At 73.9% G+C, this 25,746-nt stretch carries 20 protein-coding genes; 15 read left to right on the top strand and 5 right to left on the bottom strand.

Annotated features, from left to right (window positions below):
• Positions 1-4: 4 nt before the first annotated feature.
• The gene (locus ABD954_RS11240) at positions 5-2,656 is read right to left on the bottom strand and encodes a lysylphosphatidylglycerol synthase domain-containing protein (protein ID WP_382745867.1); all 2,652 of its coding nucleotides are present in this window, start codon (positions 2,654-2,656) and stop codon (positions 5-7) included.
• A 165-nt stretch (positions 2,657-2,821) separates the two neighbouring features.
• On the opposite strand from ABD954_RS11240, the gene ABD954_RS11235 reads away from it, so the two are divergent.
• The 6 genes from ABD954_RS11235 to nudC all read left to right on the top strand — a co-directional run bounded on the left by ABD954_RS11235 (position 2,822) and on the right by nudC (position 14,275).
• Positions 2,822-3,187, top strand: a complete 366-nt coding sequence (locus ABD954_RS11235) for an MGMT family protein (protein WP_345485778.1) — start codon at positions 2,822-2,824, stop codon at positions 3,185-3,187.
• Positions 3,188-3,381: 194 nt separating this feature from the next.
• Positions 3,382-7,029: a UvrD-helicase domain-containing protein gene (locus ABD954_RS11230; RefSeq protein ID WP_382745868.1), complete on the top strand. Its 3,648-nt coding sequence runs from the start codon at positions 3,382-3,384 to the stop codon at positions 7,027-7,029.
• Between the two features lie 283 nt (positions 7,030-7,312).
• A complete protein-coding gene (locus tag ABD954_RS11225) occupies positions 7,313-8,143 on the top strand; it encodes a hypothetical protein (protein ID WP_345485777.1) in 831 nt (276 codons plus the stop codon).
• Between the two features lie 73 nt (positions 8,144-8,216).
• Positions 8,217-11,765, top strand: coding sequence for a UvrD-helicase domain-containing protein (locus ABD954_RS11220; RefSeq protein ID WP_345485776.1), 3,549 nt, complete (start codon positions 8,217-8,219; stop codon positions 11,763-11,765).
• Positions 11,766-11,775: 10 nt separating this feature from the next.
• A complete protein-coding gene (locus ABD954_RS11215; RefSeq protein ID WP_345485775.1) occupies positions 11,776-13,275 on the top strand; it encodes a dipeptidase in 1,500 nt (499 codons plus the stop codon).
• Positions 13,276-13,327: 52 nt separating this feature from the next.
• Complete coding sequence (gene nudC / locus ABD954_RS11210; RefSeq protein WP_345485774.1) at positions 13,328-14,275, top strand: NAD(+) diphosphatase; 948 nt, start codon at positions 13,328-13,330, stop codon at positions 14,273-14,275.
• A gap of 204 nt (positions 14,276-14,479) precedes the next feature.
• Here the strand turns inward: nudC and ABD954_RS11205 are convergent, their stop codons facing one another.
• Positions 14,480-14,842 (bottom strand): DUF1304 domain-containing protein, encoded by a 363-nt coding sequence (locus tag ABD954_RS11205; protein WP_345485773.1) that lies wholly within the window; start codon positions 14,840-14,842, stop codon positions 14,480-14,482.
• 117 nt (positions 14,843-14,959) lie between these two features.
• The gene (locus ABD954_RS11200; protein ID WP_345485772.1) at positions 14,960-15,217 is read right to left on the bottom strand and encodes a mycoredoxin; all 258 of its coding nucleotides are present in this window, start codon (positions 15,215-15,217) and stop codon (positions 14,960-14,962) included.
• Between the two features lie 151 nt (positions 15,218-15,368).
• Between ABD954_RS11200 and ABD954_RS11195 the strand changes: the two genes are divergently transcribed.
• The 5 genes from ABD954_RS11195 (at position 15,369) to ABD954_RS11175 (ending at position 19,233) form a co-directional block, all read left to right on the top strand.
• The gene (locus ABD954_RS11195) at positions 15,369-17,543 is read left to right on the top strand and encodes an ATP-dependent DNA helicase UvrD2 (RefSeq protein WP_345485771.1); all 2,175 of its coding nucleotides are present in this window, start codon (positions 15,369-15,371) and stop codon (positions 17,541-17,543) included.
• A gap of 171 nt (positions 17,544-17,714) precedes the next feature.
• Complete coding sequence (locus ABD954_RS11190; protein ID WP_382745871.1) at positions 17,715-18,056, top strand: hypothetical protein; 342 nt, start codon at positions 17,715-17,717, stop codon at positions 18,054-18,056.
• 173 nt (positions 18,057-18,229) lie between these two features.
• On the top strand, positions 18,230-18,598 hold the full coding sequence (locus ABD954_RS11185) for a WhiB family transcriptional regulator (protein ID WP_345485770.1): 369 nt from the start codon (positions 18,230-18,232) through the stop codon (positions 18,596-18,598).
• Entirely contained in the window at positions 18,595-18,951 is a 357-nt protein-coding gene (locus tag ABD954_RS11180) for a hypothetical protein (RefSeq protein WP_345485769.1), read from the top strand. Before ABD954_RS11185 ends, ABD954_RS11180 begins: the two co-directional genes overlap by 4 nt.
• A 99-nt stretch (positions 18,952-19,050) precedes the next feature.
• Positions 19,051-19,233 carry a hypothetical protein gene (locus ABD954_RS11175; protein WP_345485768.1) on the top strand — a complete coding sequence of 61 codons (183 nt, stop codon included), beginning with the start codon at positions 19,051-19,053 and terminating at the stop codon, positions 19,231-19,233.
• A gap of 10 nt (positions 19,234-19,243) precedes the next feature.
• Here the strand turns inward: ABD954_RS11175 and ABD954_RS11170 are convergent, their stop codons facing one another.
• Positions 19,244-20,599, bottom strand: a complete 1,356-nt coding sequence (locus ABD954_RS11170) for an ABC1 kinase family protein (RefSeq protein WP_345485767.1) — start codon at positions 20,597-20,599, stop codon at positions 19,244-19,246.
• 40 nt (positions 20,600-20,639) lie between these two features.
• Positions 20,640-21,797: a ThiF family adenylyltransferase gene (locus ABD954_RS11165; protein WP_345485766.1), complete on the bottom strand. Its 1,158-nt coding sequence runs from the start codon at positions 21,795-21,797 to the stop codon at positions 20,640-20,642.
• A 154-nt stretch (positions 21,798-21,951) separates the two neighbouring features.
• On the opposite strand from ABD954_RS11165, the gene ABD954_RS11160 reads away from it, so the two are divergent.
• The 4 genes from ABD954_RS11160 (at position 21,952) to ABD954_RS11145 (ending at position 25,722) form a co-directional block, all read left to right on the top strand.
• Positions 21,952-22,527 (top strand): M48 metallopeptidase family protein, encoded by a 576-nt coding sequence (locus tag ABD954_RS11160; protein WP_345485765.1) that lies wholly within the window; start codon positions 21,952-21,954, stop codon positions 22,525-22,527.
• A gap of 114 nt (positions 22,528-22,641) precedes the next feature.
• Positions 22,642-24,252: a TerD family protein gene (locus ABD954_RS11155; RefSeq protein WP_345485764.1), complete on the top strand. Its 1,611-nt coding sequence runs from the start codon at positions 22,642-22,644 to the stop codon at positions 24,250-24,252.
• Positions 24,253-24,266: 14 nt separating this feature from the next.
• A complete protein-coding gene (locus tag ABD954_RS11150) occupies positions 24,267-24,947 on the top strand; it encodes an AIM24 family protein (protein ID WP_345485763.1) in 681 nt (226 codons plus the stop codon).
• Between the two features lie 19 nt (positions 24,948-24,966).
• Positions 24,967-25,722, top strand: a complete 756-nt coding sequence (locus ABD954_RS11145; protein ID WP_345485762.1) for an AIM24 family protein — start codon at positions 24,967-24,969, stop codon at positions 25,720-25,722.
• Positions 25,723-25,746: the final 24 nt, after the last annotated feature.

Here is a 25,746-nt window from a genome sequence, read left to right as displayed (position 1 = left end):
CCCGCTAGAGCGCTTCCCGCTTCGTCAGCCAGTTGAAGCACAGCCAGCCGGGCAGCACCGGCAGCCACAGCGTCAGGAGGCGGTAGAGGAGCACGGCCGGAGTGGCGACCTCCAGCGGCAGGTGGCCCACCGTGACCAGACCGACGGTGAGCGCGCCCTCGACCGCGCCGATGCCGCCGGGGGTCGGGGCCGCCGAGCCGAGCGCGTTGCCCGCGAGGAAGACCACGGCCACGCTCGCGAAGCTGATGGACACGTTGCCGTGTCCGAAGGCGCGGATCGAGGCGTCGAGGCACAGGACGAACGCGCCGGTCAGCAGCACCATGCCGCCGATGCCGGTGACCAGCTTCGCGGGCCGCTGGAGCACGTCCAGCATGCGCGGCACCACGCCCGCGAACAGCGAGCGCAGCCGGGTCGAGACGAACTTCCGCATGAACGGGATCGCCGTCACCACGAGCACGAGCACCGCGACCGTCAGCAGGCCGGCGATCACCGTCCTCGAAGGGGTGAAGGACCGCGAGTTCTCCGTGCCGGTCAGATAGCCGAAGGACAGCAGCAGCAGGATGTGCGCCCCGAGCCCGAAGAGCTGCGAGGCGCCGACGCTCGCCACCGCGAGCCCCGGGCGCACGCCCGCGCGCTGGAGGAAGCGGGTGTTCAGGGCGACGCCGCCGACGGCCGCCGGCGCGACGATCTTCACGAACGATCCGGCGACCTGCGCCACCACCGTCCGCCAGAACCCGACCCGCTCGGGCACGAAGCCCAGCAGGCTCATCGCCGCCGCCACATAGCTGAGCGCCGAGAACAGCACCGCTGCCGCCACCCACCGCCAGTCCGCCTCGCTGACCGTCGACAGCGGCGTACGGGCGATCTGCGACAGCAGGAAGTACGCGGCGATGGCGCCCGCGATCAGACTGACCAGGGTGCGCGGCTTGATCCGCTCCAGGCGCACCGGCTCCACCGGCGCCTGCGGCCGGATCCGCAGCACCTGCTGCCGGATCTGCGCCAGCAGGTCCTCCTCGCGGGCCTCGTCCTGGGCCTCGTCGAGGGCCCGCTTCTCGGCCTTCTTGTCCGCCTGCTTCTCCGCCCGCGCGGCCCTGCGGTCCTCGCGGCGGTCCGCGTCCAGCTGGGACTGCGACCGCTCCTCCGCCCGCGCCTCCTTGGCCGCCTGCGAGGCGGCGAGGACCGCCTCGCGCTCCCGCTTCGTACGCTCCCGGGCGAGCCGGCGCAGCTCCGCGCGGGTCGAGCGGCTCAACGCGATCGGCTGCAGCAGCGGCAGGCAGTCGGCGACCGCGTCCGGACCGAGCACCTCCACGGCCGCCGCCACCGCCCGCTCGGCGCCCACCCGCAGACCGAGCGTGGTGAGCAGCTGGGCGATGTCCATCCGCAGCACGAGATCACCGGCGGCGATCTCGCCGCCGCGCAGATCCGTGAGGATCACCTTGCCGGAACGATCCACCAGAATCGCGTCTCCCGCGAGCCTGCGGTGCGCGATCCGGCGCGACTGCAGGGCCTTCACCTGCCGCCAGGCGCTGCGCACCAGGTCGTCGGTGATCTCCTTGTCGTCCAGCGAGTCCAGGGTCCGGCCGCCCAGGTGCTCGTAGACCAGCATCACCGCGTCCGGGCCCAGCTCGGAGGTGGCGATCAGCTTCGGCGCGTTCGCGCCCGCCGCGATCGCCGCGTACGCGAGGAGTGCCTCCTGCTCCAGGGCCTGGCGCAGCGACACGATGGAGCGGCGGGTGGTGATCGTCCGCAGCGAGATGCGCCGCCACACCCGGTAGAAGAAGCCGTGTGCCTGCTGCTCGCGGTCGACGACCGTCACGTCGAGCGGCGGCCCGTCCTCCAGGGTCACGATGTAGCGGCGGCCCCGGTCCCCGCTGTCCGCCGACTCCGGCACGCCCTCGGCGCGCAGCGCCGTCACCGGCCGGAAGCCGACCCGGCGCAGGCCCGCGAGCAGGGTCTGCCCGGTGGGCCGGACGTTGGGCGAGCCGACCGCGTACAGCGTCCCGTACGCCACGGTCCAGCCGATCAGGACGGTCAGGATGATCGAGAAGGCGGTGGTGTAACCGGCGACGAGCATGGTGAACGCGTCGAGCAGCAGCACCACCCACAGCACCACCCGCCAGCGCGGCCTGCGGGCCATGCCGACGGCCGTCATGTACGCGATGACCGGCGCCAGGTAGTTGTGCACCGGGTCGGTGAGTCCGCCGCCGGACTGCGCCTGGGTCAGCGCGTCCTGGATGGTCCCGGGCGCCGACCTCGCCACCCACAGGTCGGTGGCGAGGGTCACGCCGTGCGCGAGGACGGCCGCGAGGACGCCGTCGGCGATCCGCAGTCCGTCCCGTTTGACGAGCCGCTCGATGGCGAAGGCCACGGGGACCAGGAGGACCGCGATCGAGGACACCAGACCGGCGATCTTGACGAAGACGTCGGGTGCGCCGCCGGCCCCCTTGTTGATGTCCTGTTCGAGACCGGACGTCGTGCCGTGGGCGAAGGCGGCGATGGCGATGACGAGGGCGATGGCGAGGACGCCGATGAGCAGCCGCATGAGATCGGACGGCCGGTGCACGCGGGCGGCGAGCAGCGGTTCGTCACCGGAAACGCGCTCGGGAACGCCGGGATCGGCCTCCCCCGGAGGCGGGATGTCGTGCCGCATCACCATGTCCGTCTCTGCGTGCCGCTGTGCGTGCGTGGTCGTCGTCGCCGGCTCTGTCGCTGTCGTCGTTGCTTGTTCTTGATCTCGTATCACCAGTCACCGCCCGCACGATGGTGGCACGAAGGAGGGCCGTACGGAGGCATCAGGGGCTTGTCGGTGGGGTGAGGCAGGATGAGCCGAATGGAGAAGCAGGAGCGGATGCGAGAGCAGATGCAGGAACTGCCCGAGCTGCCCGAGTATGCGGAACGGGTTCTTCAGGTCGCCGAGGAGATTCCGCCCGGCCGGGTGATGACCTACGGCGACGTCGCCGAATGGCTGGGGGAGGGCGGCCCGCGCCAGGTCGGCCGTGCCATGGCGCTGTACGGCGGTTCGGTGCCCTGGTGGCGCGTCGTGCGGGCGGACGGCGCGCTGCTGCCGGGACACGAGCGACGTGCGCTCGGTCACTACCGGGCGGAGGGCACGCCGCTGCGGGAACCCCAGGGGGGACCGGTCAAGGTGGACATGCGCAGGGCGCGCTGGGACGGCACGGACGCGTGACACCCCGCGCGCCCGGTGCCCCCGGTCGGCACGGACGCGTGAGACCCGGGGCCCGGATCGCGTAACGTCGAGGCTCGCGCTTCTCACCCGAGCGCTCCCGGCACGGTCGGACATCCGAGCGCCGAGGGCGCTCCGGGCGGCGCGAGCATCTGGACCACTCCTCCACAGACCCACCAGCAGGACCGGCGACCCACGTGACTTCCTCCTCCACCCTCCGTACGCGGGGCCCTGGCGCGTACCGGCTGGTGCGGGCCGCTCCGGCGCCGGTACGGCCCCCTGTGCTGGACGCAGCGCAGCGGGCGGTGGTTGAGCACGGGCGCGGACCGCTGCTGGTCCTCGCCGGGCCCGGCACCGGAAAGACGACCACACTGGTGGAGGCCGTCGCCGCCCGCATGGAGGCGGGCGCCGACCCGGAGCGGATCCTGGTCCTCACCTTCAGCCGCAAGGCCGCCGTGGAACTCCGCGACCGGATGGCCGCCCGGCTCGGCGGGCGCCGGCCCCCGCAGGCCACCACCTTCCACTCGTACTGCTACGCCCTGGTCCGCGCCCACCAGGACGCCGACCTCTTCGCCGAACCCCTGCGGCTGCTCTCCGGCCCCGAGCAGGACCTGGCCGTACGGGAACTGCTCGCCGGCCACATCGACCTGGAGAAGGCCGGCCTCGGGAAGATCCGCTGGCCCGACGAACTGCGGGCCTGCCTCACCACCCGCGGTTTCGCCGACGAGGTCCGCGCCGTCATCGCCCGCTCCCGCGAACTGGGCCTCGACCCGAAGGCCCTGGACAACTTCGCGCGCCGCGTGGGCCGCCCCGACTGGCGGGCCGCGGCCGGCTTCCTCGCCGAGTACCTCGACGTCATGGACCTCCAGGGCGTCCTCGACTACACCGAGCTGGTCCACCGGGCCGTCCTGCTCACCGAGACCGCCGCCCCCGGCACGCTGCCCCCCTACGACGCCGTCTTCGTCGACGAATACCAGGACACCGACCCGGCGCAGGTCCGGCTCCTGCGCGGGCTGACCGCCGCCGTCCCGACGGTCGTCGCCTTCGGCGACCCCGACCAGTCGATCTACGCCTTCCGGGGCGCCGACGTGAACGGCATCCTCGACTTCCCCACCGCCTTCGGCGGCTCCGTACGCGTCCTCGGCACCTCCCGCCGCTCCGGCGCGGCCCTGCTGGCCGCGACGCGGCTCCTGACCCAGCGGATGCCGCTGCCCCGCCTCCCGGCCGACAAGGCCCGCGCCCACCGGGAGCCGGCACCGGTACGGGACGGCGGCCGGGCGGAGGTCTACACGTACCCCACCGCCTCCACCGAGACCGAGAACATCGCCGACCTCCTGCGCCGCGCGCACCTGGAGGACGGCGTCCCCTGGCACGACATGGCCGTCCTCACCCGCGCCGCCGCTGCCCTTCCCGCCCTCCGCCGCGCCCTCACCTCCGCCGGCGTGCCCGTCGAGACGGACGCCGCCGACACCCCCCTCCGCCACGAACCCGCCGTCGCCCCCCTGCTCCTGGCCCTCCGCGCGGTGGCGGGCGCGGAGACGGTCCGCGCGGGCGGCCCGGTCCCGGGGGCCGAGGGGGCACCCGACGCGGCCCACGGTGCCGCCGCCCCGGCGGGGGACCCGTCAGCCGACGCCTCCGGCTCCGCCCGGGAGAGCGGTGCGGGCGCGGGTGCTGCGGCTTCGGTGACGGGGCCCGCCGCGGACGCGGGGCGTGACGACGGCACCCCCGCCGGGTCCGGCGACGGCCCGGCCGCCACGGCGGCGGGCGGGCCGCCGGCCGGCCACCTCGCCGACCCGGCCGCCGAGCCCGTCCCGCACGGCGGACCGGAAGCCCCCGGCACCGCGCCGACGGATGCGGCTGCCGGCACACCGGCGGCACCCGACGCCGGCGCCCTCTCTTCCGCCGACGCCCCCGTGCCCGGCGGCCCGGATCCGCAGGACCCCGCCTCCCCGCCGTCCACCGACACCGGCGTGTGGCTCGACACCGAGACCGCCGTCGCCCTGCTCGCGTCGCCGCTCGCCGGGATGGATCCCGCCGATCTGCGGCGGCTGGGGCGGGCGCTCAGGGACGAGGAGCGGGCCGGGGGGAACGCGGTGCCGCCGCCCTCGGACGTGTTGCTGGCGCGGGCGCTCGCCGAGCCGGAGCGGCTGGTCGCGCACGACCAGACGTACGCGCGCGGGGCCAAGCGGCTCGGGGAGCTGCTGCGCACCGCGCGGAACAGGCTGGCCGCGGGCGGTACCGCCGAGGAGGCCCTCTGGCTGCTCTGGAACGGCACGCCCTGGCCCACCCGGCTGGAACGCGCCTCCCTCCGCGGCGGCCCGGCCGGCCGCAACGCCGACCGCGACCTCGACGCCGTCTGCGCCCTGTTCGAGACCGCCGCCCGCGCCGAGGACCGGGTCGGCGGCCGTGGCGCGCTCAACTTCCTCGAAGAGCTCGACGCCCAGGACATCGCCGCCGACACCCTCACCCGCCGCCACACCCGCCCCGACGCCGTCCGCCTCATGACCGCCCACCGTTCCAAGGGCCTCGAATGGAGCCTCGTCGTCGTCGCCGGCGTCCAGGAGGGCCTCTGGCCCGACCTGCGCCGCCGCGGCTCCCTCCTGGAGGCCGACCGCATCGGCCGCGACGGGCTCGCCGAGCCGCTCACCCCCGGCGCCCTCCTCGCCGAGGAGCGCCGCCTCTTCTACGTCGCCGCCACCCGCGCCCGCGACCGGCTCGTCGTCACCGCCGTCAAGGCCCCCGCCGAGGACGGCGACCAGCCCTCCCGTTTCCTCACCGAGCTCGGCACCGAGCCGAAGGAGATCACCGGCCGCCCCCGGCGCCCCCTCGCCGTCGCCGCGCTCGTCGCCGAACTGCGCGCCACCACCGTCGACCCCGGCGCCTCGCCCGCCCTGCGCGCCGCCGCCGCCGAACGCCTCGCCCGCCTCGCCGCCCTCGCCGACGAGGACGGCAACCCGCTCGTCCCGGCCGCCCACCCCGACCGCTGGTGGGGCCTCGCCGAGCCGACCCGCAGCGCCGTGCCGCTGCGCGACCGCGACCGCCCGGTCGCCCTGTCCGGTTCCGCCCTCGACCAGCTCGCCAACACCTGCGCCCTGCAGTGGTTCCTGGGCCGCGAGGTCAAGGCCGACGCCCCCGCCACCGCCGCCCAGGGCTTCGGCAACGTCGTGCACGTCCTCGCCGACGAGGTCGCCTCCGGCCGTACGCCCGCCGACCTCGACGTCCTCATGGCCCGCCTCGACTCGGTATGGGACGCCCTCGCCTTCGACGCGCCCTGGAAGTCCGCCCAGGAGAAGGAGAACGCCCGGATCGCCCTGGAGCGCTTCCTGCACTGGCACGTCATGGACCGCGGCGGCCGCACCCCCGCGGCCACCGAGCACGACTTCGACGTGACCCTGGGGGCGGGCGAGTACGAGGTCCGCATCCGCGGCTCCATGGACCGCGTCGAGACCGACGAACAGGGCCGCGCCTACGTCGTCGACTTCAAGACCGGCAAGTCCGCGCCGACCAAGGACGAGGTCGCCCACCACCCGCAGCTCGCCGTCTACCAGCTCGCCGTCCGCGAGGGCGCCGTCGACGAGGTCTTCGGCGGCCGCACCCCGCAGCCCGGCGGGGCCGAGCTCGTCCACCTCCGCCAGGCCGCCCCCAAGAAGGAGGGCGGCGACGCGCTCCCGAAGGTGCAGGCGCAGGAACCGCTGGACGGCGAATGGGTCGGCGACCTCCTCGCCACCGCCGCCGGCCGCGTCCTCGACGAGCGCTTCACCCCCACCACCGGCCAGCACTGCACCACCTGCGCTTTCCGCGCCTCCTGCAGCGCCCGCCCGGAGGGCCGCCACATCGTGGAATGACGCCGGCGCCGGCGCCGGTGGCCTGCGCGCCTGCCGCGAAGCCGCGCGTACGGGCCCCCCCCGTCCGGCAGCGCTCGTCGAGCGCCCGCGCGCGGGAAACCGTCCCGCGCCCTCCCCGCCGTGGGGTCGCGCGTACGGAACCGCTTCTGGGCCCCTGCCCGCCGCGAGGTCGGGCGTACGGAACCGCTCCCGATTCCCTCCCCGCCGCGAAGTCGCGCGCGTGGAACCGGCGCGGCACCCTGGGAGGACCGGGTGTCTCGGGGAAAGTCGCGAGGAGGCTCGCATGACGTCCCAGACCAGCAGGCTCCGCGCCACGACCACCGCCACCGCCGTCGTCACCGCCCTCGTCGTCGGCGCGGCGCCGGCCGCGCTCGCCCTGGGTGCCGCACCGGCCGCCCACGCCACGTCGCCGGCCGTGACCGTGCGGGCCCCCAGCCCCTCGCCCGACCCCTTCAAGGGCCTCACCGCCGACCAGATAGCCGACCGGGCCGTCACCGCCACCCAGTCCGCGACCTCGCTGCGGATGGCGGGCCGGGTCGTCTCCGACGACCAGCCCCTGAACGTCGACTTCTCCCTCAACGACAAGAACGAGTGCACCGGGGCCATCAAGCTGAAGGGCGGCGCCGCCGAACTCCGCCAGACCGGCAAGGTCACCTACATGAAGGGCGACGAGGCGTTCTGGCGGGCCTCCATGAGCTCCCAGCGGATGCCCGAGTCCCGGATCGACGCGACGATCGAGCTGCTCAAGGGCCGCTGGCTGAAGATCCCCCAGGACCGGCCGGGCACCGAGCAGCTGAGCGGCGTGTGCGACCTGAAGGAGCTCCTCGACGACCTCGGCAAGGACAAGGAGCGGCGCACCGGCCTGACCCGCGGACCCGGCGCCGAGGTCGACGGCACCCCCGTCACCACCCTCGTCAAGAAGGCGAACGGCGAGACCACCACCGTGTCCGTCGCCGCACGCGGCAAGCCCTACATCCTCAAGGTCGTCAAGACGGGCGGCGACGAGCCCGGCTCGGTCACGCTCTCCGCGTACGACAAGCCCGTGAAGGTCGTCGTCCCGCCCGCCGACCAGACCGTCGACCTCACCAAGCTGGACCGGGGCACCCCGGTCTGAGGACCGCCCGCTCCCGCCCGCCGGGGTCCGCGGGCGGAGCCGGTTGTCGGTGCGCCCGGTTAGCCTCTCTGGAGTGACCGCACGCATCACCGACCCCGAGCAGCTCAAGGAGCTGCTCGGCATCCCGTTCACCCCGGAGCAGACGGCCTGCATCATCGCGCCGCCCGCCCCGCAGGTCATTGTGGCCGGAGCCGGCTCCGGCAAGACGACGGTGATGGCCGCCCGGGTGGTCTGGCTGGTCGGCACGGGACAGGTCGCCCCCGAGCAGGTGCTCGGCCTGACCTTCACCAACAAGGCGGCCGGCGAACTCGCCGAGCGCGTCCGCACCGCCCTCGTCCGCGCCGGCGTCACGGACCCCGACGCCCTCGACCCCGACGCCCCCGAGGGCGAACCCCGCATCTCCACCTACCACGCCTTCGCCGGACAGCTCCTCACCGACCACGGCCTGCGCATCGGCCTGGAGCCCACCTCCCGGCTCCTCGCCGACGCCACCCGCTACCAGCTCGCCGCCCGCGTCCTGCGCGAGGCCCCCGGCCCGTATCCCGCGCTCACCCGCTCCTTCCCCACCCTCGTCGGCGACCTGCTCGCCCTCGACGCGGAGCTCAGCGAACACCTCGTACGGCCCGAGCGCCTCCTCGCCCACGACTCCGAGCTGCTCGCCGAGCTCGCCGGCGCCAAGCTCACCAACGCCGACCTGCGCAAACTCCCCGAGGCCGCCGCCGCACGCCGCGAGCTCCTCGACCTCGTCGTCCGCTACCGCGCCGCCAAGCGCTCCCGCGACCTCCTCGACTTCGGCGACCAGATCGCGCTGTCCGCAGAGCTCGCCACCACCCGGCCCGAGGTCGGCGCGATCCTCCGCGACGAGTTCCGGGTCGTCCTCCTCGACGAGTACCAGGACACCTCCGTCGCCCAGCGGCTGCTCCTCGCCGGCCTGTTCGGGCAGGGCACCGGGCACGCCGTCACCGCCGTCGGCGACCCCTGCCAGGCCATCTACGGCTGGCGCGGCGCCTCCGTCGCCAACCTCGACGACTTCCCCGAGCACTTCCCGCACGCCGACGGCCGGCCCGCCACCCGCTTCGCCCTCTCCGAGAACCGGCGCAGCGGCGGCCGCCTCCTCGACCTCGCCAACGGCCTCGCCGCGCCCCTGCGCGCCATGCACGCGGGCGTGGAGGCGCTGCGGCCCGCGCCCGGCGCCGAGCGCGACGGCAGCGTGCGGATCGCCCTCCTGCGCACCCACACGGAGGAGATCGACTGGCTCGCCGACTCCCTCGCCCACCTCGTCCGCACCGGCACCCCGCCCGGCGAGATCGCCGTGCTGTGCCGCACGGCCGGCGACTTCCCCGCCATCCAGGCCGCCCTCGTCGCCCGGGACGTCCCCGTCGAGGTCGTCGGCCTCTCCGGCCTGCTCCACCTGCCCGAGATCGCCGACCTGGTCGCGGTCTGCGAGGTCCTCCAGGACCCGGGCGCCAACGCCTCCCTGGTCCGGCTCCTCACCGGCCCGCGCTGGCGGATCGGCCCCCGCGACCTGGCCCTCCTCGGCCGCCGCGCCCGGCTCCTCGTGCACCGGCCCGGCGAGGAGGCCGCCGACTCCGACCAGCGGCTCGCCGCCGCCGTCGAGGGCGTCGACCCGGCCGAGGTCGTCTCCCTCGCCGACGCCCTCGACACCTTCCTCGACTCCGGCAGCGGCGAGGACGACGGGCTGCCCTTCTCGCCCGAGGCGCGGGTCCGCTTCGCCCGTCTCGCCGCCGAGCTGCGCTCCCTGCGCGCCTCGCTCGCCGACCCGCTGATGGACGTGCTGCACCGGGTGCTCTCCGTCACCGGCCTCGAGGTCGAGCTCTCCGCCTCCCCGCACGCCCTGGCCGCCCGCCGCCGCGAGACCCTCGGCAACTTCCTGGACGTCGCCGCAGGCTTCGCCTCCCTCGACGGCGAGGCCACCCTGCTCGCCTTCCTCGGCTTCCTGCGCACCTCCGCGCAGTACGAGAAGGGCCTGGACAACGCGCTGCCGGGCGGCGAGAACACGGTCAAGGTGATGACCGCCCACAAGTCCAAGGGCCTGGAATGGGACGTCGTGGCGGTGCCCGGCCTCGTCACCGGCCAGTTCCCCTCCACCCGCGCCCGCGAGTCCTGGGCCGCCCAGCCCCAGGTCCTCCCGCACGCCCTGCGCGGCGACGCGGCGACCCTGCCCGCCCTGGAGGAGTGGACCCCGGCGGCCATGAAGTCCTTCAAGGAGGACCTGCGCGAGCACCAGCACACCGAGGAGCTCCGCCTCGGCTACGTCACCTTCACCCGCCCCCGCTCCCTGCTGCTCGGCTCCGCCCACTGGTGGGGCCCGTCCCAGAAGAAGCCGCGCGGCCCCTCCGGCTTCCTGACCGCCCTGTACGAGCACTGCGCCGCCGGCCACGGCGAGATCGAGGCCTGGGCGGACCCGCCGGAGGAGCACGAGCAGAACCCGCTGCTGGCGGCCGAGCTCGCGGACCAGGCGTGGCCGCTGCCACTGGACAAGGAGTCCCTGGCGCGGCGACGGGAGGCAGCGGACGCGGTGCTCAGCCGCCTGTGGGCGGTCGCCCCGCAGGACGGCGGGGGCGCCCCCGCGCGCCCTCACCCCGCGCGCCCTCACCCCGCGCGCCCTCAGCCCGCGCGTCCTCACCGGGGCCCCGACCCCGACGACCTCTGGCTCCCGGACGACCTGGAGGACTTGCCCGAGGACCTGGAGGACCCTCCGTTCGAGCCGGACCCGGACCCGACCCGGGACTCGGACCCTGACCTGGACGTGACCCCGGACCTGGACGTGACCCCGGACCCGGACCGGGCTCCGGTTCCGGGCCGTGACCCGGCCCCGGAGCCCGAGGGGGACGAGCCCCGCGTGCCCGCCCCCCGGGGAGAATCCACGCCCCTGTCGCCCGAGGAGGCCCGCACCATCGCCTCCTGGGACCGCGACCTCACCGCCCTCACCGCCGAGCTCCACCGCTCCCGCGCGACCACCCGCGACGTCGTCCTGCCCGCCTACCTGTCGGCCTCCCAGGTGTTGCGGCTGGCCGCCGACCCGGACGGATTCGCCAAGGAGCTGGCCCGGCCGATGCCGAAGCCGCCCCAGCCGGCCGCCCGGCGCGGCACCCGGTTCCACGCCTGGGTGGAGTCCCGGTTCGAGGAACTGCCGCTGCCCATGCTCGGCCCCGAGGAGCTGCCCGGCGGCGAGGAGTTCGCGGGCGAGCCGGAGATCCGGGACGAGCGGGACCTGGACGCCCTCAAGGAGGCCTTCGACCGCACGCCGTACGCCCGCCGCACCCCGCACCGCGTCGAGGTCCCCGTCCACCTCTCCCTCGCCGGCCGGGTGGTCCGGGGCCGGATCGACGCCGTGTACCGGGACCCGGACACCGGCGCGTACGAGATCGTCGACTGGAAGACCAGCCACCTGCGCAACGCCGATCCGCTCCAGCTCGCGATCTACCGCCTCGCCTGGGCCGAGCAGCACGGACTCGACCCGGAGGAGGTCGCCGCTGCCTTCGTCTACGTGCGGACGGGGGAGGTCGTACGGCCGTCGCGGCTGCCCGGCCGTGCCGAGCTCGAAGCGCTGCTGCTCGGGGCACCGGCCGACGACGGAGCGGGTTTCGGTGCCGGATAGGCTCGGTGGCATGAGCCAGACCCCGGACAGCGCCGTCCGCCCCGCAGGTACCGAGCCCGGCACGGAGACCGGCATCGAGACCGCTGCCGAGACCCGGACCCAGGCCGTCCGCGCGTACATCGACCGGCACCGGTCGGCCTTCCTCGACGACCTCGCCGAGTGGCTGCGGATCCCGTCCGTCTCGGGTCAGCCGGAGCGGGCCGGGGACGTGCGGCGCAGCGCCGAGTGGCTCGTCGGCGCCCTGAGGGAGACGGGTTTCCCGACCGCCGAGGTGTGGGAGACCGCCGGCGCACCGGCCGTGTTCGCCGAGTGGCCGTCCGGCGAGCCGGACGCGCCGACCGTGCTCGTCTACGGTCACCACGACGTGCAGCCCGCGGCCCGCGAGGACGGCTGGCACACCGACCCGTTCGAGCCGGTGGTCGTCGGCGGCCGGATGTACGCCCGGGGCGCGGCCGACGACAAGGGCCAGGTGTTCTTCCACACCCTGGGCGTCCGCGCGCATCTCGCCGCCACCGGCCGCACCGCGCCCGCCGTGAACCTGAAGCTGCTGGTCGAGGGCGAGGAGGAGTCGGGCTCGACGCACTTCCGCGCCCTGGTGGAGCGGGAGGCCGCCCGGCTCGCCGCCGACGTGGTGATCGTCTCCGACACCGGCATGTGGTCCGAGACCACCCCGACCGTCTGCACCGGCATGCGCGGGGTCGCCGACTGCGAGATCGACCTCTTCGGGCCGGACCAGGACATCCACTCCGGTTCCTTCGGCGGCGCCGTGCCGAACCCGGCCACCGTCGCCGGCCGGATCGTCGCCGCCCTCCACGACGCCGACGAGCGGGTCGCGATCCCCGGCTTCTACGAGGGCGTCACCGAGCTCTCCGAGGCCGAGCGGGCGCTCGTCGCCGAGCTGCCCTTCGACGAGGACGCCTGGCTGGCCACCGCCCGCTCCCACGGCACCCTGGGCGAGAGCGGCTTCTCCACCCTGGAGCGGGTCTGGGCCCGTCCCACGGCCGAGGTCAACGGGATCGGCGGCGGCTACCAGGGCCCCGGCGGCAAGACGATCGTCCCCGCCTCCGCCCACCTGAAGCTCTCCTTCCGGCTGGTCGCCGGCCAGGACCCGGACCGCATCGAGAGCGCCGTCCGCGCCTGGCTGGCCGGTCTGGTCCCGGCGGGCATCCGGTACGAGATCGTGTTCGGCGCCCCGACCCGGCCGTGCCTCACCCCGCTCGACCACCCGGCCCTGAAGGCGGTGGCCGGCGCGATGAGCCGCGCGTTCGACGGCGCCAAGGTCCGCTACACCCGGGAGGGCGGTTCGGGACCGGCCGCCGACCTCCAGGACGTCCTGGGCGCGCCGGTGCTCTTCCTGGGCATCTCGGTCCCGTCCGACGGCTGGCACGCCCCGAACGAGAAGATCGAGCTCGGTCTGCTCATGAAGGGCGTCGAGACGACCGCTCATCTGTGGGGCGACCTGGCGGCCGCCCTCCACGACGCCGAGCGCACGGGGCCGGCCCGGCCGTGAACCGGCACCAGGCCCTGACCCACACACCGATCCGGGGGAGTTGGAAGCACCTGTGAGCACCCTGAACAACGCGTCCGCGGACCGCCCGATCTCGCTCACCGCCCCGAGCGGGATCGACCGTGCCGCCCACCACCGCCTCGACGAGGCGTGGCTCGCGGCCGCCTGGAGCCACCCGAAGACCCGGGTCTTCGTGGTCTCGGGAGGCCAGGTGCTGATCGACGACACACCGGATGGCCGGACCGAGCTGGTCATGACGCCGGCCTTCGAGGCCCCGGTCACCGAGACCCACCGCTACTTCCTGGGCACCGACGCCGAGGGCGTGTCCTACTTCGCGCTCCAGAAGGACAGCCTTCCCGGGCGCATGGACCAGTCCGCGCGCCCCGCCGGACTGCGCGAGGCGGGCCTGCTGCTGTCGCCGCGGGACGCCGGTCTGATGGTGCACGCGGTCGCGCTGGAGAACTGGCAGCGGCTGCACCGCTTCTGTTCCCGCTGCGGCGAGCGCACGGTGATCGCGGCGGCCGGCCACGTCCGCCGCTGCCAGGCATGCGGCGCCGAGCACTACCCGCGCACCGACCCGGCCGTGATCATGCTGGTCACCGACGACCAGGACCGGGCCCTCCTGGGCCGCCAGGTGCACTGGCCCGAGGGCCGCTTCTCCACCCTCGCGGGCTTCGTCGAGCCGGGCGAGTCCATCGAGCAGGCGGTGGTGCGCGAGGTCTTCGAGGAGGCGGGCGTCACGGTCGGCGAGGTCGAGTACGTGGCCAGCCAGCCGTGGCCGTTCCCGTCCAGCCTCATGCTGGGCTTCTTCGCCCGTGCGACCTCCTCGGAGATCGACGTGGACGGCGAGGAGATCCACGAGGCCCGCTGGTTCTCCCGCGAGGACCTGGCGGCGGGCTTCGCGTCGGGCGAGGTCCTGCCGCCGTACGGCATCTCGATCGCCTCCCGCCTGATTGAACTCTGGTACGGCAAGCCGCTGCCGAAGCCGGGGGAACTGGCCTGATGGCCTGAGCCGGTAGCCGGTAGCCGGTAGCCGGTAGCCGGAGGCCGGAGGCCGGCTGGCCCCGGAGCCCGGACCCTGCGCCCGGCGCGCTCCGGCCCGGAGCCGCCCGGGGCCGGAAGCGGAATGCGAGACCGTCCCGGCGCCCGGCGCCGGGACGGTCGGTTTTCGGCCACCGGTGGTCGGCGGGTTCAGTGGTCGGCGGGTTCAGTGGGCGGCGATCACCAGCGCGAGCGCGATCACCGCCGGGACGGTCTGGACGAACAGGATCCGGCGGCTCGCGGTGGCCGCCCCGTAGACGCCGGCCACGGCCACGCAGACGAGGAAGAACACCCGCGCCGCGAAGGCGACCGGCTCGTCCGCCACGGCACCCCACACCAGACCGGCGGCGAGGAAGCCGTTGTAGAGGCCCTGGTTCGCGGCGAGCGCCTTGGTCGCGGCGGCGAAGTCGGCGCTCGTGCCGAAGGCGGCCCGGGTGCGCGGGGCGGTCCACAGGAACATCTCCAGGACCATGATGTACGCGTGCAGTGCGGCGATGGCCAGCACGGCCACGGTGGCGACGATCGACATGACCGCATCATCGCCCGGTCGACCCCCGCAACGCCGGACCCCGGCCGGGCCGTGGGCCGACCGGGGTCCCGGAGGTCTCGCGAAGGGCGTCCGCGATGGGCGTCCGCCAAGGGCGGGTCAGGCGGCGAGGGCCTGCTTGACCTGGGCCAGGCTCGGGTTGGTCATGACGACCTCGCCGCCGCCGGCCGTCGGGACGACGCGGACGGTCGGCACGGTCTGGTTGCCGCCGTTGGCCTGCTCGACGAACTTCGCCGACTCAGGGTCCTGCTCGATGTTGATCTCGGTGTACGCGATGCCCTCACGGTCCAGCTGGCTCTTCAGCCGGCGGCAGTAGCCGCACCACGTCGTGCTGTACATCGTCACAGTGCCCTGCATGGCCAGGCGCTCCTCAAGTTCGCGGGTGATGCCGAGGAGGAGAACGTACGCCCCCGGCCGGCCATTCCCGGAACCGCGTTCGTATGACCGGCGCCACGTCCCTGTGGACAACCCGCCGCACCGACCCCGCGGAACCTGGCAGCATGGCGGGGTGACAGCAGCAACGGACTCCCCTCTTTTCCCGCAGGTCCCCGAGTCGGCCGACGCGGTGCTCGACGGGCTCGACCCCGAGCAGCGGGAGGTCGCCCTGGCCCTGCACGGCCCGGTGTGCGTCCTCGCCGGAGCCGGCACGGGCAAGACGCGGGCCATCACCCACCGCATCGCCTACGGGGTGCGCGCGGGCATACTCCCGCCCGCCGGCGTGCTGGCCGTCACGTTCACCAACCGCGCCGCCGGCGAGATGCGCGGCCGGCTGCGGCAGCTCGGCGCGGGCGGCGTCCAGGCCCGCACGTTCCACTCCGCCGCCCTCCGCCAGCTCCAGTACTTCTGGCCGAAAGCCGTCGGCGGCGAGCTGCCCCGGCTCCTGGAGCGGAAGATCCAGCTGGTCGCCGAGGCCGCCGCCCGCTGCCGCATCCGCCTGGACCGGAACGAGCTGCGCGACGTCACGAGCGAGATCGAGTGGGCCAAGGTCACCCAGACCGTCCCCGCCGACTATCCGGCCGCCGTCGCCAAGTCCGTCCGCGACGCTCCCCGCGACCCCGCCGAGATCGGTCAGATCTACGCGATGTACGAGCAGCTCAAGCGCGACCGCGACGTGATCGACTTCGAGGACGTGCTGCTGCTCACCGTCGGCATCCTCCAGGACCGGCACGACATCGCCGACCAGATCCGCCGGCAGTACCAGCACTTCGTGGTCGACGAGTACCAGGACGTCTCCCCGCTCCAGCAGCGCCTTCTCGACCTGTGGCTCGGCGACCGCGACAACCTGTGCGTGGTCGGCGACGCCAGCCAGACCATCTACTCCTTCACCGGCGCCACCCCCGACCACCTGCTGAACTTCCGCACCCGCCACCCCGACGCGACCGTGGTCAAGCTGGTCCGCGACTACCGCTCCACCCCCCAGGTCGTCCACCTGGCCAACGGGCTGCTCAGCCAGGCCCGCGGCCGGGCCGCCGAACACCGCCTGGAGCTGATCTCCCAGCGCGACCCCGGCCCCGAGCCCGTCTACACCGAGTACGCGGACGAGCCCGCCGAGGCCGAGGGCACCGCCCGCCGCATCCGCGACCTGATCGCCGCCGGCGTCCCGGCCGGCGAGATCGCGGTGCTCTACCGGGTCAACGCCCAGTCGGAGGTCTACGAGCAGGCCCTCGCCGACGCGGGAGTGCCCTACCAGCTGCGCGGCGCCGAGCGCTTCTTCGAGCGCCAAGAGGTCCGCGAGGCGGGTGTGGCCCTGCGCGGCGCCGCCCGCGCCGGGGGGAACGACGCGCTGCTCGACGACGCCGAGGACCTGCCCGCCCAGGTCCGGGCCGTGCTCTCCACCAAGGGCTGGACCAGCGAGCCGCCGTCCGGTTCCGGTGCCGTCCGGGACCGCTGGGAGTCGCTGGCCGCGCTCGTCCGGCTCGCCGAGGACTTCGCCCGTGCCAAGCCCGGCGCCACCCTCGCCGACCTGGTGACGGAGCTCGACGAGCGGGCCGCCGCCCAGCACGCCCCCACCGTGCAGGGCGTCACCCTCGCCTCGCTGCACGCCGCCAAGGGCCTGGAGTGGGACGCCGTCTTCCTGGTCGGCCTCACCGAGGGCATGATGCCGATCACCTACGCCAAGACCGACGAGCAGGTCGAGGAGGAGCGCCGTCTGCTGTACGTGGGCGTCACCCGCGCCCGGGTCCACCTCAGCCTGTCGTGGGCGCTCTCGCGTTCCCCGGGCGGGCGGGCCTCCCGCCGCCCGACCCGCTTCCTCAAGGGGCTGCGGCCGGGCTCGGGCTCCCTCGGCGCGGCCGGGGCGGGCGGCGGCGGAGGCATCGAGCGCGGCAGCGGCGGTCGCCGCAAGCGGCGCGGGCCGGTGCAGTGCCGGGTCTGCGGCGCCACGCTGACCGAGGCCGGCGAGATGAAGCTGATGCGCTGCGAGGACTGCCCCTCCGACATGGACGAGGGGCTGTACGAGCGGCTGCGCGAGTGGCGCTCGGAGCAGGCCCGGGAGCTCGGCCAGCCCGCCTACTGCGTGTTCACCGACAAGACGCTCATGGCGATCGCCGAGCGGGTGCCGGGCTCCGACGGCGAGCTCGCCGCGATCTCCGGCGTGGGCGCCCGCAAGCTGGACCGCTTCGGCGCCGACGTTCTGGCCATCTGCGCAGGTGAGGTGCCCGGAGGAAGCGACGACGAGGTGTGAGGAAAACTCGTCGGAAAAATAGTTTGCGCCCGCCCCGTCAAGCCCCATAGGTTCTTAACCACGGAAACAGCGGCTTCTTCGAAGCCCTGTCTTCGTGCTGTACTTGTCCAAATGAACATGAGGGTCCGGCTCACCCCGAGCCCTCCGAGACGCCGAGAGGAGGCGATTCCAGTGATCAGCACCGTCAAGAACATCAAGACCAGCACCGCCAAAATGACCGATCGCTCGGTCGTCTCCGCCTGCTCGCTCGGCGCCTCCGTCGTCGCTTCCTCCGTGCTCCTTGGCAGTGGTCTGTCCGGCGCCGGCCTGCCCGTCCTCGGCATGCCCGGTCTCCCGATGGAGCGCCGGGAGCGCAATGAGCGACCGACCAAGGCACTGGAAGCAGGAGTGGTGGGCAAGGCCGAGGCCGCTGCCTATGGCTTTGCGGCGACCGGTGCCGGCATTCAGCAGACGACGCAGCACCACACGATGTGGGCCTTCCGTGGGCTCGAACCCTGGAGTGATCCAGCCTGATCGACGATCAGGCCGGCGCCTTCAGGGCCGCGGAACCCCATCAGGGATCCGCGGCCCTTCTGTTTGTCCCCGAACGGGGCTGACGGAGCGAGGGGGCCTCGGGACCAGCAGAACCCGGTACCAGCAGAAACCCCGGCCAACAGGCCGGAACGACCAGACGAGGAAGAAAACCCGTGCAACTCGAAGCGCACGCCCCGTCCGTACCGCCTTCCGAAACGATCCCCCCGCCCGGCCTCACGGAGGACTCCGCCTTGACCCCCCTCACCACCCTCACCGCGCTCGACGACGCCATCGAGAACCTCGGTGTGCCCGTCCCCTGCCGCTCGTACGACCCCGAGGTCTTCTTCGCCGAGTCCCCGGCCGACGTCGAGTACGCCAAGTCGCTCTGCCGGACCTGCCCGCTCATGGAGGCGTGCCTCGCCGGCGCCAAGGACCGCCGCGAGCCGTGGGGCGTCTGGGGCGGCGAGCTCTTCGTCCAGGGCGTGGTCGTGGCCCGCAAGCGGCCCCGTGGCCGCCCGCGCAAGAACCCGGTCGCCGCATGACCGCCATCACCTGGGGGACCACCCCCCGGACCACGCGCACCGGAACCATTGACCGCCCCCTCACGCTCGACCCCCAGAAGCAGGCCCCGATGACCTCGTCCGCCCACGAGCCCTCCGGCTCCGCGACCCCAGACGTTTCGATCAGCGGCGCGAACCGCTCGCGCCAGAACAGGACCCGAGAAATGCAACTCATCCCAGAAGCCCTGGCCCGTGCTCATATGCGCGACCGCCTGCGGGAAGCCGAGGCGGAACGCCAGGCCGTGCGCCTGGTCGCCGCCCGGCGGATGCAGCGACGCGCCGAGCGCGTGTCGATGCGCGCCCGCCGCGCGCTCGCCATGGCCGTCATGCACTGAGCCAGGCAGACCCCATCCTCGCGGGGGCCGGTCCGAAGGGACCGGCCCCCGCGGTGCGTTGCCTGCCCACCGGGGGGCCGGCGGGTTATCGTCACCAAGGTGAACGACGCCTCCGCCCCCGAGCCCCGCTACGTGTGCGCCCGCTGCGGCAGGACCGCCCCGGAACTGCCCGTGACCTGGACCTGCTCGGTGGAGAACGGCACCCGTCGCTACTTCTGCGAGGACTGCGCCCGCGCCAACCTCAGGGCCATCGAGGGCCGCCTCGACTCGTCCTGGTGGTGACCGGCCCCGCTCAGACCGGGTCCTCCTCCACGAAGCCGGGAAGCCACTCCTCCAGCTCCTCCCGCAGCCGGACCGTCGCGCCCAGCTGGCACAGCACCCCGATCGTGCTCAAGGTCACACGGTGTATCAGCAGATACGAGGGCGGCAGATTGAGCCGGCGTCCCAACTGGTGCGCGGGGGAGCGGACATCGGCGAGCCGGGCGGCCTGGGCGCGCAACCAGCCCCGGGTGAAGCGGAACGCGTCCACCTCGGCCGGCTCGATGATCGGCAGCAGGTACTCCAGGACTTCGTCCGGGTCGAGCGCGACGGACTCCTTCACGAAGCCCTCCGCGCACAGCAGCTCGTAGACCCGCTCCGCCCGCCCGTCCAGCGTCATGCGCAGACAGGTGCCGATCGTCTCCGGCAGACCGCCGGGCAGCCGGTCCACCGTGCCGAAGTCCAGCACCCCGAGCCGCCAGGAAGCCGCCGTGCCGCCGTCCTCGCCCTCGGGGCCGGGCAGCAGCCGGAAGTTGCCCGGGTGCGGATCCGCGTGCAGCAGCCCGGTGCGCGCGGGCCCGGAGAACAGGAAGCGGGCGAGCAGCTGTCCGGCCCGGTCCCGCTGCTCGGGCGTGCCGTCCGCGATCACCTCCGACAGCGGGACGCCGTCCATCCACTCCGTCACGAGGACCTGATCCGACTCGTGCACCACCTCCGGCACCACCACGTCCGGATCGTCCGCGAACTCCTCCGCGTGCCTCCGCTGGGCCGCCGCCTCCAAGCCGTAGTCCAGCTCCTCCGAGACGCGGTCCCGCAGCTCCGTGATCAGCGGCTTGATGTCCATGCCGGGGATCAGCGGGCCGAGCAGCCGGGCGAACCGGCTCAGCTGCGTCAGGTCCGACAGCAGGGCGTCCCCCGCTCCCGGGTACTGCACCTTCACCGCGACCTCACGGCCGTCGTGCCACACCGCCCGGTGCACCTGCCCGATCGAGGCGGCCGCGGCCGGCTTGTCCTCGAACTCCTCGAACAGCTCCCGCCACTCCTCGCCCAGCCGCTCGGCCAGCACCGCGTGCACGGTCCGCGTCGGCATCGGCGGCGCGGCCTCCTGGAGCTTGGTGAGCGCCGCCCGGTAGGGCCCGGCGACCTCCTCGGGCAGCGCCGACTCGAAGACGGACAGCGCCTGCCCGAACTTCATCGCCCCGCCCTTCAACTCCCCGAGCACACGGAACAGCTGCTCCGCCGTGCGCTGCTGGAGCTCCCGCGTCACGATCTCCGCGGACTTCCCGCCGATCCGCTTTCCCAGGCCCCAGGTGGCCCGTCCGGCGAAGCCGAGCGGCAACGCGGCCAGTTTGGCGGTCCGGGTGACCGCCTTCCGGGGAAGATCAGACATACGCCCTCCAGGTCCCAGACTGCCGTGTCGCGCGGAGTCGTTACCCCGCCATTGTGTCCTGCGCGCTCCGGACCGCCGAGACGCGCTCCCCCTCCGGTCCCGGACGCGCCCCGCACGGGCACGCCGGATGGGCCGCCACCCGCGCCGTCCGCCACTCGAGGAAAGGCAGCGACACCTCCCAGCGCGCTCCCACGCTCGACGGCAGATCCCCGTCCAGGAAGGCCAGGGCGTGCGCGGCGGCCAGTCCCGCGACCGCCGTCGCGAGCCCCACGTCACAGGCCGGCAGCGGATGCGCCGCGCCGGAGCGCCACTGTGCCGGAAGGCGCGGCCAGACCGGCTCCCGGTCGACCCGCTCCCGCTGCATGCACCCCGCGCACGCCGTCCCGCCCGGCAGCACCAACGGGCCCACCACACCGGTGGCTTCGAGTACGCCCGCGTACAGATGGGGCGTGCCGGCGGCGAGCCACGCCTCGGCCGGAAGCGGATCGGGCACATAGGCGCCGAGGCCGTCCCGAGGAGTCACCACGACGAGCGAGAGTCCCGGCTCGCCGCCGCCGTCACCCGGTGCGGCCCGCGCCTCGCCGGGCGTCCGCCCGCCCGGTGCCGCACGCCGCACCAGCCGTCGCGCCGCGACCGCCCGGCGCTCACCGACCGCCTCGGCCGGCAGCCCGGCGGGCGAGACCTCCCACGGGGCGACGGTCCCGGAGTCCAGCACCTCCACCCGCCCGACGCCCGCCGCCGACAGGAGCGCCGCCACCGCCGCGCCCACCCTTCCCGCTCCGCGCACCTGCACCCGCAGGGCGCGTCGGGCCGCCAGGGTCCGCACCGCCCCGTCCGGGGCCCGGTGCACGACCGAGAGGGAGGCCAGGTCGGCGCGCACCGGGTCGAGTTCCGCCTCCGCGCGGTCCGGCGGTCCGCCCGCTCGTCCGCCGGGCGGCCGCACCGAGGCGTCGGCGATCAGCCCGGCATCGGCGAGCCGGTCGATCAGCGCTTCGAGCCGGCCCTCGGCCAGGCCGAGGGCCGCCGCCTCAGCCCGCAGCAGTTCCATCCCGCGGGTCCCGTCGAGCAGGCCGATCAGACTGCCGGTGGTCGTGTCCACCGGCCCCAGAACCACCGCGTGCGCGGGCGTCACCCCGAACTGCACGTATTGCAGATTCCGCCAGGCACGCCGCAGCGCCGGTTTCACCATCGGATGCACGACCCCACCCCCGAGAACGATCTTTCTTCCGGTCCTTCCGCAGCTCAGATTGCCTCCGTGGCGCGAGCGCCGCGGAAAGTTGTCCACAGGGCGAGGGATTAATCATTCGAATGGTGCGGGACTTCCCCCGCTGACAGCGGGTAACGTCGGGGCCGTGCCGGCCGACCCACAGCGCAGCGTGACAAGCAGACCGCCCCGCGGTTCGGGGACGAGTGCGGTCGAGGTCCGCAGGAGCTCCCGCCGGAGCCGGACGGTCTCCGCCTACCGCGAGGGCGACCGGACGATCGTCCTCATCCCGGCCCGCATGTCGGAGGCGGAGGAACAGCGCTGGGTCCACGTCATGCTGGACAAGCTGGCGGCCCAGGAGAGCAGGAGCGTCCTCGGCGACCGGGAGCTGACCGAGCGGGCGGAGCGCCTCTCGGATCAGTACTTCGAGGGCCGGGCCCGCCCCGCCTCCGTGCGCTGGGTCACCAACCAGAACACCCGCTGGGGCTCCTGCACCCCGTCCGAGGGCAGCATCAGGCTCTCCCACCGGCTCCAGGGCATGCCCGAGTACGTCCTCGACTACGTCCTGTGCCACGAGCTCGCCCATCTGCTCGTGCCCGGCCACGGTCCCCGCTTCTGGCGGCTCCTGGAGGCCTATCCGCGCACCGAGCGGGCCCGCGGCTATCTGGAGGGCGTGGTGGCCGCCGCCCGGCTGCCGCACCCTCCGCACGCTCGCGGAGAGTGACGCCGTCGTGCTGCGGTTCTGTACCGAACGCGCACGCACGTGCCCCGATGTCACGAGCAGCCGTTAGCCTGGCGCGACGCATTCGTATTTCGGGATGGGGGACGGTCGTCACATATGGCCAGGGAATTCCAACGCGGCCACAAGGCCAAGATCAGTGATCTCACGGCGGGGACCGATCTGTACGTGGGTGTGCAGATCTCGGGGCCCGGGCTGAGTTTCGACATCAGCTGCTTCGGCCTGGACGCGAACGAGCGGCTCTCCGACGACCGCTACTTCGTCTTCTTCAACCAGCCCAAGTCGCCGGAGGAGTCCATCCAGCTGCTGGGCGCGCAGGCCGGTGACACCGAGTCGTTCCGCGTCACCCTGGACCGCATCCCCGCGCACATCCACAAGCTGTCCTTCACGGCGACGATCGACGGCGCCGGGCAGATGTCGCAGGTCGGCCCGGGCTGGATCCGGATCGTGGCGGGCGGCGAGGAGGTCGCCCGCTACGCCTTCACCGGCGCGGAGTTCTCCACCGAGCGCGCCGTGATGCTGGGTGACTTCTACCTGAAGGACGTGTGGCGGTTCGCCGCCGTCGGCCAGGGCTTCGACGGCGGTCTCGAGGCGCTGCTGAAGAACTTCGGCGGCGAGGTCGCCGAGGAGCAGCCCGCCGCGCAGCAGCCGCCGGCCGCCGCCCCCGGCTTCGCCCCGCCGCCGCAGTCCGCGGCGCCCCCGGCCTTCGGCGCTCCCGCCGCGCCCCCGGCGCCCGCACCGGCTCCGGCCCCCGCGCCCGCGCCGGTGCACGCGGCCCCGACGATGGCCGCACCCTTCGCGGCCCCGGCCCCGGCCCCGGCTCCGGCCGCTCCGACCCCGGTCGCTCCGGCCCCGTACGGGCAGCCGCCCCAGCCCCCGCAGTTCGGCCAGGTCCCCGGGCAGATGCCGGGCCAGACCCCGCCGCCCGGCGCCCCCGCGCCCTACGGCCAGCCGGCCCCGGGCCCGTACGGACAGCAGCCGCAGTTCGGCCAGGTCCCGCAGCAGCCCGGAATGCCGCAGGGAGTGCCCCAGGGCGCGCCCGCCACCGGCGCCGGGCTCGCCGCCGCGCTCGCGCCGTACAAGGAGACGCCGACCGGCACCCGCTGGACCCCGCAGAACCAGCAGCTCATGCGGGTCGACCTGGCCATGGGCGGCGTGCCCGTCCTCGCCCGGCAGGGCTCCATGGTCATGTACCAGGGCAAGGTCGAATTCGCCCACAAGGGAGCCGGATTCACCGGCCGGATCGTCGGCAACGCCACCGGCCAGGAGATGGAGCTGATGCGCTGCTCCGGCCGCGGCCAGGTGTTCCTCGCCGAGGGCGGCGCCCATCTGCACCCGATCGAGCTCCAGGGCGACGCCATCTGCGTCTCCGCCGAGAACGTGCTCGCCTTCGACGAGTCGCTGCAGTACGAGGTCCGCCGCATCGAGGGCCACGGCATCCCCGGCGGGGCCCTGTTCACCATGCAGTTCCAGGGCACCGGCACCGTCGTCGTGAAGACCCACGGCATCCCGGTCGTCCTGCCCGTCACGCCGACCACCTTCGCCGACTGCAACGCCGTCGTCGCCTGGTCGGCCGCCTCCCAGGTCATCCTCTCCAGCCAGGTCAGGCTGCGTCGCAACGCCTACCCGGGCCACAGCGGAGAGACCGTCAACCTCCAGTTCCGGGGCGCCCCCGGCAACTTCATCGTCGTCCAGCCCTACGAGGTCTAGAGGGAGCCCGGAACATGAACCAGCAACTCGCGGGCTACGCCCCGACCCCGATCACGGCCCGGATGGAGAACCACGGCCGCTCCATGCTGAAGGTCGCCATGGCCACCGGCCAGGACCTGTACGCGCGCACCGGCTCGATGGTCGCCTACGAGGGCTTCATCAGCTACGAGCCCAACCCGCCCGCCGTCCGCCAGGTCGCTCAGGCATGGGCCACCGGTGAAGGCGCGCCCGTCATGAAGTGCTCCGGCGACGGACTGCTCTACCTCGCCGACTACGGCGCCGACGTCGTCGTGATCAACCTCCAGAACGACTCGATCTCCGTCAACGGCACCAATGTGCTCGCCTTCGACGCCCACCTCCAGTGGGGCGTCGAGCGGGTCAAGGGCCTCGCCAAGTTCGCCGGCCAGGGCCTGTTCAACGTCGAGATCGCGGGCACCGGCTGGGTCGCCCTCACCTCCCGCGGCACGCCGATCGTCGTCGACTGCGGCCGGGGCGAGGACGAGACCTACGTCGACCCGGACGCGCTCGTCGCCTGGTCGCCGAACCTGAAGGTCAAGGGCAAGCGCAGCTTCAAGGCCTCCTCCCTCATCGGGCGGGGCAGCGGCGAGGCCTTCCAGATGGCCTTCGCGGGCCAGGGCATCGTCGTCGTACAGCCGAGCGAGGACAGCACCGACCGCCTGCGGATCCGGGGCTGAGGGGGAGCGAGAACACACCATGCAGAGCCCGCTTTTCAACCACGCGGAACAGCAGAGCCAGGAGCGCTACGTCATCCAGAACCCGCAGCTGCTGCGGGTCACCCTGGGCGGCTCCGACGACATCCTCGCCCGCAAGGGCGCGATGGTCGCCTACCAGGGCCTCGTCGACTTCGACGGCGAGTACCAGACGCCGAACCAGCGGCGGGCCCGCGCCCGCACCGGAGAGGGCCTCGACCTGATGCGCTGCTCCGGCCAGGGCACGGTCTACTTCGCCAACCTCGCCCAGCACATCCACGTCGTGGACGTCGAGCAGGAGGGCCTGACCGTCGACAGCTCCTACGTCCTGGCGCTCGACTCCACGCTGCACACCGAGGTCATCGCCGTGGACAGCCAGTACGGCATCTCCGGCACCGGCAAGTACCAGCTGAACATCTCCGGCCGCGGCAAGGTCGCCCTGATGACCTCCGGCCAGCCGCTGATGATGCAGGTCACGCCGGAGAAGTACGTCAGCGTGGACGCGGACGCGATCGTCGCCTGGTCCACCGGCCTGCGGGTGCAGATGCAGGCCCAGACGGTCAACAGCAGCGTCATGCGCCGCCGCGGCAGCACCGGCGAGGGCTGGGAGCTCAGCTTCCTCGGCCAGGGCTTCGCCCTGGTCCAGCCGAGCGAGGTCATGCCGCCGCAGCACGCGGCCCTCGGGCAGGGCGTCGCCGCCCAGTTCGGCGTCGGCCAGCACGGCTCGCGCTCCCAGAACCAGAACAACGCCTGGAACTGAGAACCCCACCGCCACAAGGCCCAT

Origin of the sequence: Streptomyces roseoviridis, from assembly GCF_039535235.1 — a bacterium.
Lineage (GTDB): Bacteria > Actinomycetota > Actinomycetes > Streptomycetales > Streptomycetaceae > Streptomyces > Streptomyces roseoviridis.
Note: the sequence above shows the minus strand (reverse complement) of the source record. Positions and strands in the feature narration are given on the sequence as shown.